The organism is Borrelia persica No12, assembly GCF_000500045.1.
Classification (GTDB): domain Bacteria; phylum Spirochaetota; class Spirochaetia; order Borreliales; family Borreliaceae; genus Borrelia; species Borrelia persica.
The window spans coordinates 319,942-333,084 of the sequence record NZ_AYOT01000146.1; the positions used below are offsets into that span (position 1 = coordinate 319,942).

Annotated in this window: 10 protein-coding genes and 1 tRNA gene; 2 read left to right on the plus strand and 9 right to left on the minus strand. The window is 29.1% G+C overall.

The annotated features are described in order from the left end of the window. Position 1: 1 nt before the first annotated feature. From dnaE to U881_RS0104765, 7 genes are all read right to left on the minus strand, one after another. Positions 2 to 3,433: a DNA polymerase III subunit alpha gene (dnaE, locus tag U881_RS0104730; RefSeq protein ID WP_024653459.1), complete on the minus strand. Its 3,432-nt coding sequence runs from the start codon at positions 3,431 to 3,433 to the stop codon at positions 2 to 4. Between the two features lie 126 nt (positions 3,434 to 3,559). Further along, complete coding sequence (locus U881_RS0104735; protein ID WP_024653460.1) at positions 3,560 to 4,741, minus strand: methyl-accepting chemotaxis protein; 1,182 nt, start codon at positions 4,739 to 4,741, stop codon at positions 3,560 to 3,562. A 107-nt stretch (positions 4,742 to 4,848) separates the two neighbouring features. Next, entirely contained in the window at positions 4,849 to 5,451 is a 603-nt protein-coding gene (locus U881_RS0104740; protein WP_024653461.1) for a hypothetical protein, read from the minus strand. A gap of 86 nt (positions 5,452 to 5,537) precedes the next feature. Further along, entirely contained in the window at positions 5,538 to 7,145 is a 1,608-nt protein-coding gene (gene pyrG / locus U881_RS0104745; RefSeq protein WP_024653462.1) for a glutamine hydrolyzing CTP synthase, read from the minus strand. Positions 7,146 to 7,409: 264 nt separating this feature from the next. Beyond that, the gene (locus U881_RS0104755) at positions 7,410 to 8,144 is read right to left on the minus strand and encodes an ABC transporter permease (RefSeq protein ID WP_235048132.1); all 735 of its coding nucleotides are present in this window, start codon (positions 8,142 to 8,144) and stop codon (positions 7,410 to 7,412) included. Positions 8,145 to 8,301: 157 nt separating this feature from the next. After that, the gene (locus U881_RS0104760; RefSeq protein WP_024653464.1) at positions 8,302 to 9,120 is read right to left on the minus strand and encodes an ATP-binding cassette domain-containing protein; all 819 of its coding nucleotides are present in this window, start codon (positions 9,118 to 9,120) and stop codon (positions 8,302 to 8,304) included. Positions 9,121 to 9,180: 60 nt separating this feature from the next. Then, positions 9,181 to 10,245: a glycosyltransferase family 2 protein gene (locus tag U881_RS0104765; protein ID WP_024653465.1), complete on the minus strand. Its 1,065-nt coding sequence runs from the start codon at positions 10,243 to 10,245 to the stop codon at positions 9,181 to 9,183. A 212-nt stretch (positions 10,246 to 10,457) separates the two neighbouring features. On the opposite strand from U881_RS0104765, the gene pyrH reads away from it, so the two are divergent. After that, the gene (gene pyrH / locus U881_RS0104770; protein ID WP_024653466.1) at positions 10,458 to 11,147 is read left to right on the plus strand and encodes a UMP kinase; all 690 of its coding nucleotides are present in this window, start codon (positions 10,458 to 10,460) and stop codon (positions 11,145 to 11,147) included. A gap of 8 nt (positions 11,148 to 11,155) precedes the next feature. Next, positions 11,156 to 11,239: transfer RNA gene (locus tag U881_RS0104775), tRNA-Leu, on the plus strand. Positions 11,240 to 11,367: 128 nt separating this feature from the next. Here the strand turns inward: U881_RS0104775 and U881_RS0104780 are convergent. Continuing rightward, on the minus strand, positions 11,368 to 12,711 hold the full coding sequence (locus U881_RS0104780; protein WP_024653467.1) for a Sapep family Mn(2+)-dependent dipeptidase: 1,344 nt from the start codon (positions 12,709 to 12,711) through the stop codon (positions 11,368 to 11,370). A gap of 48 nt (positions 12,712 to 12,759) precedes the next feature. After that, entirely contained in the window at positions 12,760 to 13,134 is a 375-nt protein-coding gene (locus tag U881_RS0104785) for a response regulator (protein WP_024653468.1), read from the minus strand. Positions 13,135 to 13,143: the final 9 nt, after the last annotated feature.

Here is a 13,143-nt window from a genome sequence, read left to right on the forward strand (position 1 = left end):
CCTAATCAAACCAAATATCCTCCACTATTTTATGACCTCGCAATTCATTAAGTTTCAACTCATCAGGTTGAAAATTTAGAGTCACATCCATCTTAAGTTTTAAGTTTTTATCGTTGTTTTTTAAATAAAGATAGACATATGAACACCCAGTATCATCCTCAAGATTAAAAATTGCATCTTTTAAAGAAATAAGAAGTTTAGAATCATTTAATCCCTCTTTAGATAATTTAATATGAAGATTATTAATTTTTTTAACAGAAATTTCTTTAATAGTTAAGATTTTTTCAACTATAATGGAAAATTTATCTCTACTAAATGTCAGTTTACCTATAACACCAATTACATCATCTTCAATCAATAAATGCCTATATCGCTCATAACTCTCAGAAAAAACTACAATCTCTATTGCACCGTCAAAATTTTCGACAATTCCAAAAGCCATCCTAGCATTATTTTTCTTAAGATGAACAACCTTAACCAAGTTCAAACTACCTGCAAATCTAACAACAGTATTTTTTCTAGACGCAAGATCTCTTGCAACATTAAAGTTTGTAAAGCATGCCAATTCCGATTTATAAGGATCAAGAGGATGCCCAGACACATAAAAACCTAAAAGCTCCTTTTCAAATCGTAAAAGTTCAAGATAAGAATATTCTTCAAACACATTATAATTAAAACTATTTTCCATAATATCTTCGGAACCAAATAAACTATTTTGTCCCAATTTTTTTGCATTCTTATTTTCCAATACAAAAGCTATTAATTTATCAAAATTTTCAATAAGTGTTCTTCTATTTTGGCCAAGACTATCAAAAAGACCAGACTTTATTGCAGCTTCAAGAAATTTTTTATTTATAACTTTTTCATCTACTCGTTTAACAAAATCTTCAAAAGATTTATACTTCCCATTCTCTTGCCTTTCATTAAGTATAAGATCAACTATCGATTCACCAATGTTCTTAATACCATTAAGACCATAAGAAATATCAGAACCAACTACACGAAAATCTTTAAAAGACTGATTTATGTCGGGTCTTAAAACATTAATTCCCATCGATCTTGTCTCTTCAATATAGTAAGACAACTTTTCAGTATTATTAATCTCATTTGTCAAGTTAGCAGCCATAAAACTTGCAGGATAATTGGCTTTAAGATATGCTGTCTGATAAGCTATTAAAGAATAAGCAGCTGCATGTGATTTATTAAAACCATAACCAGCAAAAGGCTTTAGAAGTTCAAATATATCACTTGCAAGACTTTCAGCATAACCCTTATCAAGAGCACCTTTGATAAAGTCAATTTTCATCCTATTCATCTCATCTTCTTTCTTCTTACCCATTGCCCGTCTTAAAATATCTGCTTTTCCAAGAGAAAACCCACCAATAATCTTTGCAACTTCCATAACTTGTTCTTGATAAACAATAACACCATAAGTTGGTTTTAAAACTTCTGTTAAATCTGGGTGAGGATATTTAATACGCTTAGTTCCCGTCTTAGCAGCAACAAATTGTGGTATAAATTGCATAGGTCCAGGACGATAAAGTGCATTTAAAGCAATTAAATCCTCAATACTGTCAGGTTTTGAATCTTTTAAAACTTGCTGCATACCTTCAGATTCAAATTGAAAAACAGAAGTGCTACGCCCTTCAGAAAGCATTTTAAAAGTCTTAGCATCACTATCAGAAATATTAGCAATACTAAAATCAGGATTAGTAATCCGAATAAGTTTTTCTGCATTTTTTATCAAAGTCAATGTCTTAAGTCCAAGAAAATCCATCTTTACAAGACCACAATCCTCTAATAAATCCATAGTATACTGTGTAGAGACTGTGTCTTGTTTATAATCCTTATAAAGAGGAACATAATCTGTAAGCGAAGTCCTAGCAATCACAATACCTGCTGCATGAGTTGAGGCATGTCTATTCATTCCTTCAAGCAGAAGAGCAGCTTCCATCAATTCATTATAAATAGGTCCCTTATTCAAATATTCCTTTAATGCTTTATCTTTAAAAACTTCTCTTAAGGAAATTTTTGGACCATCGGGAATAAGTTTAGTAAGCTCATTAGATTCAACAAAAGGAATATCCAAAACCCTACCCACATCCTTAACTACAGCCTTGGGTTTTAGGGTTCCAAAAGTAATTATCTGTGCAACCTTATCTTCTCCATATTTTCTTGTAACATACTTTATAACCTCATCTCTACGCTCAAAGCAAAAATCAATATCAAAATCAGGCATAGACACACGTTCAGGATTCAAAAATCTCTCAAAAAGCAAATTATATTTCAAAGGATCAACATCAGTAATACGTAAGGCATATGCAATAATAGAACCAGCACCAGAACCACGACCAGGGCCAACAGGAATATCATTATCATGAGCAAATTTAATAAAATCCCAAACAATTAAAAAATATGCCTCAAATCCCATCTTGATAATTGTCGAGAGCTCATAAAAAGCACGCTCTTTAATGCTATCAGTCACATTTGCATATCTAAATTTCAAACCATCAAATGTTAAATATTCTAGATATTGACCAAGAGTATTAAATTTCTCAGGTATCTGGTATTCGGGGAAAATGGGACCTGGAAATTTAATTTCAAAATCATCACATTTCTTGGCAATCTTTACAGTATTTGCCAAAGCTTCTGGCAAATCTTTAAAAAGTTCACACATCTCTTCTTGAGATTTAATATAAAATTCATCCGTTTCCATTTTAAATCTGCCAGAATCGCTTCTCTTAGCACCAGTCCCAATGCAAACAATAATATCTTGAGCTGCAGCATCCTCCTTATTGACATAATGAGAATCATTAGACACGGTCAACTGAACATCAAACTCTTTAGAATAAGCTATCAATTTTTCATTAACTATATCCTGCTGCTTAATCCCATGACGTTGAAGTTCAAGATAAAAATCATCACCAAAAATACTTTTAAACCAAAGAATTTCATTCTTTGCATCATCAAACCTATTTGATAGAATAAGTTGAGGGATAATCCCTCCAATACATGCAGACGTACAAATAAGTCCTTCTGAATATTTTACAAGATCATCTTTATCTATTCTAGGACGATAATAAAATCCCTCAAGATAAGAAACACTTGTAAGTTTCAATAAATTTTTATATCCCTGTTCATTCTTGGCAAGAAGAATCAAATGATAATAGGGTTTTCCAAGCTCATCATTCTTTTTTATATGTTTTGAAATACTCGACATGTAAGCTTCAATACCAATTATGGGCCTAATTCCTGCTTTTTTTGCTTCCCTATAAAACTTAATAGCACCAAAAAGATTACCATGATCAGTTAAAGCAATATGAGACATATTATACTCTTTAGCCTGTGCCACAATATCCGTAATCTTGGCAGCCCCATCTAAGAGTGAAAAATCTGAATGCACATGTAAATGAACAAACCTAGCTAAATCCATACTTACACTTATTTTACCAAAAAATTTGACCTTCTAAGTAGTACATACCTTAAACTAAAGTAAAATACTAAATGAAAAACCTTTAAACATTAAACTACTTAAGACTAAAATAAACAATAACTTTAATTATTCAAAAACATTAATACCCTGACTTTCATATTCAATTACCATTTTTTTCACAGATTCAAGTTCAGCAATTATTTCATCCGACAAACCCTCAGCCTGTACTAACAAATCTCTTGCATACTTAAAATCGACATCGTTACAACTACCTTCTGAAAAGATTTTTATTATATCACCAATAAATTTATGAATATTTACATAATAAGAATAAATATTTTCCCAAACTTCTCTAATCTCAAGTACTTTTGGAGCAAAACATTGATAGAACAAACCAAAACCATGCTTCATAGGATCACTCTGAATTGCCATATTCTTTCGATTCTCAACAATCATTTTTACAATATTCATCCAAGACATATGTTCTGAAATAATAAATTCCAATTCATTTAAAAAATCATCATTAGAATACACAAAAACTTTAGAACTAGATAAAGAATCACAATTCCTTGATAAATAAGAAACGCTAGATTCAACATTTTCAAGCTCATCAATTAGAGTTGAAAATTCACTTCGCTGACTAACACAATATTTAAATAACTCATCCAGAGAAGTAAGCTCTTTGATAACGTTTGAGAAAAAATTATCAATATCTAATTGCAATTCTTGAATATTCTTAGAGACCAAATCCTTAGATACTTGTTCAATTTCTTTAACAGAAATCATGTTCATAACACCCTTTGCCTGATCTGAGAGTCTCTTAATCTCATCAGCAACAACAGAAAATCCTTTTCCATACTCTCTTGCTCTTGCTGCTTCAAGTTTAGCATTAAGAGAAATCATATTAGTTGCACCCAAAAAATTATTAATGGTCTCTAAACTTTTCTGAACACCCACAATAACATCAGTAACCTTTTGTAATTTTTCTCTATTACTTTTTTCAATATCTTCAAAAATAATATTTACTTGACTACGAGCATCATTTGCCTTATTGATAAGTGATTCAAAAACTTTATCAATATTTTCAAAATTAGAAAATAAATTTTTATATAAAAATTCAATCCTAACTAATATATTACTAATAGACGATTTAGCGTGATAAAAACCCCTTACCACTTCTTTCAAAGAACTTGCATCCTCACATACACCTACATCACTAACAATCATCTCTTCAACATCACCTAAAGGCTCATTTTTCAAAGCAGACATGTCAGACTTTTTTTTACGAAAAAACGGAAATTTATACATGAAAAAATTTTACCATAAAAAAGAATTTTCTAACAACATAAAACAAATAATCTAACAATTATTTATAATAACACAAATCCAAAAGAAATATCTATAAATTATTGTTTTTAGTTATAACTATTATTCTTATCCTTAATGAAAAAATATTTACCCGTTATTTTATTATACTCAAATAAAACATCCTCATAAGAAAAAAATCTCATAAAAATATTAATAAAATCTTCTAATTTCTCTTTAACCACTGGCAAATAAAAATCGTTATCTAGTTTAAAGATATCATCCGCATCTAATACAATCAATTCTTCATCTTGTTTCAAAATAGTCCGTTTAGGCTGCCAAAAAAGAACATTCACCTTACTACCCTGAATTAAAAACCTATTTATCTCATATTCAAGATCAACATGCTCTTCTTTTACCTCAATTACACCAATAATAACACATTTTTCATAATTTAATCTTTTAATAAGTACTGCATCTGTAAGCACACCCTTTCCTGCAATATCAAGAAAAAACTGTTCTTCAATCTCATATTGCTTATAAAATGGAAGACTGGCTATTTTTCTTAAAAGATTAAGCAATATATACTTTTTAGTCATATATTTATTATTTGGTCTAAAACAAGGTATCTTCATTTTATATTTAAGTTCATCAAAAAAATATTTAACCAATCTCTTAACAGAAATTGCCTTCTTAACATCATCCTCATTCATTTTATACCTCCAACCAAATATCACAAAAAAATTACTTATCAACCATATTAAATTTATACACTAAAATTTAAAAAAAAACCTTAAAATCAAAGACATGCCTTAACTAATCCTACAAAAAGCTTAGACGGATTTTCCAATCTAGTAATAAGTTCAGGATGAAATTGACAAGCCACAAAAAATTTATTTTTAGGTATCTCTATTATTTTTACTATTTGAAAGTCCTCAGAAAATCCAGAAACAACAAGACCATGTTTACTAAATAAATCAAGATAACCATTATTAACTTCATACCTATGCCTAAATCTCTCAATGATCATATCACTTCCATAAAGCTTAAAAGCAAGAGTATCTTTTTTAAGTAAAACAGGATGCCCACCAAGTCGCATTGTAGCACCCTTATCCTTAAGTTCTTTTTGTCCAGACAATAAATGAATAACAGGATTTATAGAACATAAAGTAGAATTATTCTCATATAAAATCTCCTCAGTATCAGCATCAGATATTCCACAAATATTACGAGCAAATTCAATAACTGCAAGTTGCATTCCAAGACAAATACCAAGAAAAGGAATATTATTCTCACGAGCATATTTAATTGCACGAATCTTACCTTCATATCCTCGACTTCCAAATCCACCAGGCACTACTATTCCATCTATACCTTTCATCATTCCTTCATCAAAATTAATACCATCAATTACAGTTGTCTTAACCAATATATCTAAATTAGCAGAAACATGGGTTAAAGACTCAAATATTGATGCATAAGAATCACCAAGTTCAGTATATTTTCCACAAATAGCAATATTTACAACCTTTTGAGGGGAGATTAGATTTCGCTTTATTATATTTACTAACTTTTCAAATTCATCCAATTTGGGCGTAACATTAATTTTCAATTTTGAACCTAAAATCTCATGTAATCCTTGTCTATAAAAAGATATGGGTATTTCATAAATAGTTGCAACATCAATATTATCAACAATACAAGAAGCATCAACATTGCAAAACATTGCTATTTTTTGTCTTATCTGGTTTGTTAGAAGCCTAGAACTTCTTGCAACAATCAAATCTGGAAAAATGCCCGATTTATTTAAAGTCTTTACACTTTGCTGTGTAGGTTTGGATTTTTGTTCATTTATTCCAGCAGGATTTGGGATATAAGTTAAGTGAACAAAAGCAATATTATCACTTCCAATCTCATACCTTAGCTGTCTCATTGTCTCAATAAATAAGATATTCTCCATATCTCCCACAGTACCACCAATTTCAATAACCAGAAGTTCACTATGCTCTTCTTTAGCAATATTTAAAATTGTCTCTTTAATCTCATCAGTAACATGAGGAATAAGCTGCACAGTTCTACCCAAGTATTTTCCACGCCTCTCATTTTCAAGAATATTTTTATATATTTTACCCATTATAATATTCCAACTAGACTTAGAATTTTGATTCAAAAATCTCTCATAATGACCAAAATCCATATCAACTTCACCACCATCATCAAGAACAAAAACTTCTCCATGTTCAACAGGATTTATAGTCCCAGGATCAGTATTTAAATAACCATCACACTTAATTGGTGTTATCTTTAAATTATCCTTAAATAATCTTGCAATACTTGCAGATGTAACCCCTTTACCTATTCCAGAAATTACGCCACCTGTTATTACCAAAATTTTTAGACTATTCATTGTCAACACCCTCCAAATAACTCAAATAAGAAACATCACAATTTGCAAACTTTTTAACCAATTTCACATTATAATTTAAAAGGTACATTAGCTATAAAAAGACCCATACAAATTAAGAATAATACCTTCTTTACCTAGCTAAAAAATAAATGTTTTATAATATTTACTCCCAGAAAAAAGATCACCTTTAGTTAGTATTTCAAAAAAATTTTAATCATGAAAATCAATATGTACTTCATTCACACAATCAACAATTACCAACTCTCAAGCATGAAGTACATATGATGCATAAATGGCATAAAGAACTAAAAATGTCAAAAAACAAAAGACAAATACAACAAAAAAAGATGTAAGCCCCATTAAAATGGTAAAACCAATTTTTCTAGTATTTAAATTGCCCAAATTTCTAAGCACAAAGTATAAATAAAAATAAATAAATCCTGCAAAAGATATGCCAATATATTTAAAGAAATAAGATTCTACCCAATTATAAAAACCACTCATAACTTTAAATAAATAATTATCAACAAAAAATATTATAAAATTAAACAAAATACCCAATAAAATAAAATATAAACTCACAATGATAACTGATTTAAAAAAAGGATGACTTTTAAACATAATCCTAGAGAACAAAAATATGGAAAATCCAAATAAATATACAAGATAAGTATTTTTAATAAATAGCAATGAAACATCAAAAGGTATATAATAATGCATCTTACTTTCCATAATAAGGTTTTGATCCAAGAATACAACTATATTGAAACTCAAATAACAACAAATAAGTAAAAATAAAGGCAACAGAAATAAAAATTTCAATAAAACAAAAAAATATCTCTCTAGAGTAGAAACGGGCAAAGACAAATAAAACACATTTTTAAGCGGATCATGAATCGACTTATAGTGATTAAACATATTATGTACTGAGACAAAAAAAATAATAGGAAATAAAATAAAATTAAACACAAAATCAAGTATCATCTTATCTAATAGCACTCTATCAACTACAAAATCAATAAAACTATAGGCTCCACAAATCATACAAAAAAAATAAATGAAAGGAAAAAATAAAAAAATTGAAATAAAACAATAAAAATAAAATTTTTTATTATAAAAAAAATCAAGATCAAATAACTTTAAAAATCTCCTCAAATTAAACACTTGATAAATCCTTTAAGCCCTCATTAATGATATATAAAAAGAAAAATTCAATGTCAAAATTATTACTAAAAGTTCCATTTTCAAAATAAAGTGACTTAAAACCACCCTTTACCTTTGCATAATAAAGTTCTCTTCCATCTAATTCCTCTACAATTTTAATTTTATAATTATTTTTAATACAAGATATCGAATTTGAAAAAAGAACACTATTATTACCAACAATGATCAAATGCTCTACAACATCTGATAAATCTCTAACATTATGTCCCGTAACAAAAACCATCCTGTCCTTCAAATCATTTAAAATATCTCTAAAAACATTTTTTGACTCAATATCAAGACCATTTGTTGGTTCATCAAATATCAAAACAGAAACACCCGTAGCAATAGCAAAAGCAATAATACTTTTTTTCTTCTGACCGTATGATGAAGATGAAAACCGCAAATTAACATCCAATTCAAATTTTGATAGATATTCCTTAAAGTTTTTTTCATTAAAATTTGGATAAAATTTAGATAAAGACCTACAATAATCATTTAAAGAAATATCAGGCAAAGAGAATTCTTCTGGAACAAAAAACAAATTTACTAAATTTAAAGGATTTCTTGGAAAATTTTTTAAAGAATTAAATACAACTTCCCCTGAAGATGGATTTAAAAGTCCACTAAGAAGTCTAAGCAGAGTGGTTTTCCCTACCCCATTCTTACCAAGAATCAAATAATTTTGTGATTTTTCAAAACTTAAATTTAAATTCGAATAAACATTAGTTTTATAATAAGAAAATGAGACATCCCTAAATCCTACCTGCAACTAAATTTCTCCCTTAGACCCATTATAAAATAGTACAAAAATAAATACAAGAATAAGGTATTAATTTTTCAAAAAAACTCTATAGACAAATATAGAAAAATTAACATACAACACAGAACTAAAACGCCAAATTTTCAACATCATCTTTGGCAAAGTTTGTAACTCACTAAATCTGGAACTCTTAAGACTTGCATAATGACTTTGAAATTCCTTTGAATCCTTAATTTCATTAAGAACAGAAACGAGTTTTGCTTTATGAGCCTTATATACAAGTTTATCCTTAATGTGCCAACTAATAACATAAACCTGCTTAAAAGAAATATAATAATAAAGCTGCAAATAAAACTTTTTATAGTATTCAAAATATTTTTCAAAAAATCCCTCTTCCTTTAAAATATTTTCCACAACTTTAAGAGACGTATCAACTTTAGTAATTACACTGATTGACGAACTGGCACTCCCCATTCTTTGAAAATTAGTATAAAAATAATTATTTACAAAAGAAACTTTACTTGCTTTTAAAAAAACGTGTAGCATAAAAACTACATCTTCTAATATTACATCACTAAATCTAATATTATTCTTTACAATCAAATCCCTTCTAATCAATTTATCCCAAACCGTACCTACAACAAAATTCTTTTTACAAAAACTAGCAAAAACGGTCAACAGCAAATTCTTAAAAGCCTCTTCACCAGTTATTGGGTAATTTGGGAAAGGAAGAACAGATTTTCTTTTAATCTTCCTTGCAAGAAAGTAAATATAGAATTGAGAACAAACAATATCTGAATTATCAGCTTTTGCCCTATTATATAATACCTCAAGCATAGTATTCTCAACAGAATCATCACTATCCCAATAGACTATATATTCTCCTTCAGACTGATCAAAACCATTATTTCTAGCAACAGATATTCCCATATTTTTCTGATTAATAATTTTGATACAATCATATTGCTCAGCAAATTTTTGCACTATCTTTAAGCTATTATCATAAGAACCATCATTTACCAAGATAATTTCTTTATCTCGCAATGTCTGATTAACAGCATTCTTTATCATCATTTCAAGGGTACTCTCAGCATTAAAAAAACAAATGATCACAGAAACCTTGTACTTATACATAAAATCCTCCTAAATAAATAACTACTACCTAACAAAAATCTGTAAGCAACTCAATATACTAAATACTTTTAATTACAAGATATAAGGAAACAGTCTATAGCATAGTTAATAAGCTTATATGATTTAAATATATTTTCCAACAAACCGAATATAAATATACTATATAATACGAACTTAAAAAATAATAATAAACTCAAAAATAAGAGGCTTAAATGATAAAAATAATTAGTCTTGGAGGTGGGATCATAAATCCTACTCACATTAATACAACATACATTAAAGACTTTAGAAATCTTATTTTTCAATGGATAGAAAAAGAGAATAACAGAAAAGTTATTTTAATTATAGGGGGAGGAAAAACAGCAAGAGAATATCAAGATGCTTATAAGCAAATTAATCCTAAATTTAAGAATCATGAACTTGATGAGATTGGAATAATGGCAACCAAATTAAACGCAATGCTTATAAGCAAAGCAATGCAACCATTCTGCATAGACGATATTGTAAGCAATCCAACTGAAGATTTTCAGTTTAAAGGACAAATATTGATTGCATCAGGATGGAAACCCGGATTTTCAACGGATTATATCACCGTAAAGTTTGCTGAAAAGTTGAAAACAAATGAAATAATCAATTTAACCAATGTTAATCAAATTTACGACAAGGATCCCAAAAAATTTAATGATGCAAAAGGATTTAAGAATATCACTTGGAATGAATTACAAAATATTGTGGGAAAAAACTGGGAACCTGGTTCAAATCTGCCATTCGATCCAATAGCAACTAAATTAGCATTAAAACTTAGTCTTAAAGCCTATATACTCAATGGCACTGATCTTAAAAATTTGCAAAAAGTTTTTAATAAAGATGATGATTTTTTAGGGACTATTGTAGTAAAATAAAATCTATTGCCGGTATGGCGGAATTGGTAGACGCGCCAGACTCAAAATCTAGTGAGAGCAATCTCGTGTCGGTTCGACTCCGACTACCGGTACTGTTTAACTGAAAAAGTTAATATTAAAATTTAAGACAAGATTACTGCCTATTAACTATTCATTAACACAAACAAATATAAGAAAATAGGACTTCAATTACTATGGCAAAATTTTAAAATATGAATTTTTAAGTATTAAGTTTTTCAATAGCATTCTTATAAATTGAAATAAGGTTTATAAGTTCATTTTCATTCATATACTCATTAGTCTTATGGGCCGTATTATCTGAACCCTTAAATAATGGACCAAAAGCAACACAATTTTTCAAAGCTCTTGAATAAGTTGCACCACCAATAGCAATAGGATTAACATCACGATCACCCGTAAAATTTTTATAAACTTCCATCAAAGACAAAATAAATTTTAAATTAGAATCAACATAAAGAGGATCAAGAAAAGAAACCTCACTATAATTTAGAGAATACAAATTTAAAGTTTGCTTTATTAAAGATACCAGTTCTTCTCTCTTATAACTTATAGGATATCTCATATCAAAAGATAAAATCTGATTAGATGTCTTAGACAATTTAACTTTTGTCAAACACAGAGTAAGTTTTCCAGATTGCACATCTTCAAACACACTACCAAACAATTTTTCTCCATTAATAGTAAAACCAATTTTATCTTCAAAAAAATTAATAAAATTGGCCCTTACACCTAAGGATCTAATAATATCTAATGCATAAGGAGCAACATTAACACCAAGTTCAGGCAAAGAAGCATGTGCAGAAGTACCATAAATGAAAACATTATTTTCAAAAAACTTATACCTAATGTTACCACCAAAACTATCAAGCAAGATTCTAAAATCATCTTTATTAGAATCACCAAGTTCAAAAGAACATTCATCAGGAATAACATTATACCCTACGCCAAGCTCAAAATTCATAAAAAATTTTTCATCACTAATAACATCAAACTGCAATAATCCCTTCTCAGCATTAACAATAGGAAAGTCGCCATCAGGAGTAAAAGAAAAATCTGGAATCTCTTCTTTAATTTTATATTGCTCAATACAACGCCATGCTGTCTCTTCATCTGTTCCAAAAATTACTCTAAATCTCTTCTTGAAATAAATTCTCTCCAATAGCAACATTTTAAAAGCATAAAGAACAGCCATTAAAGGACCCTTATCATCCAAAATACCTCTAGCATATACTCGTCCATCTCTAAAATCAAGTTCAAAAGGATTTGAATGCCACTGAGATATATTTCCAGCATCAACAATATCAATGTGAGTTAAAATACCTATAAGTTCATCACCCTGACCTATCTCAGCAAAACCATAATATCCATCTCGATCTTTATGCACCTGAAAACCAATATCTTTAGCAATTTCTAATACCTTATCTAGACATAAATCAATCTGAGATCCAAAAGGCTTACCCTTTAATGCAGGAGCATTAACACTATTAAATTTTATCAATTCCCCCAAATGAAAATAAAATTGTTTATCTAACTTAAAACTCATAAGCCTAAACCTTAAGACAATGTAAAAATAAAGATTACAATATAAAAACTAAAATATTTTTGATATTGTTTTCATAAGAGTATCGGGATTGAAAGGTTTAACAAGCCAACCAGTAGCACCAGCTTTACGACCTTCATCAACTTTTGATTGCTCAGATTCAGTAGTTAAAACAAGTATTGGAACAAAACTTCCAAACTCTCTTATCTGCTTTATCACTCCTATTCCATCTAAATTAGGCATATTTATATCCGTAATTACCAGATCAAAATCTTTATCACTCTGTCCAACAGCCTCCTTAAATTTAGATACACCCTCAAGACCATCTTGAGCCTCAGCAACTACAAAACCATTCTGCTCCAAAATATAAGCAACACTTTGCCTAATAGCTCTATTGTCATCTATGACCAAAATCCTTTTTTGCATGAAACGCTC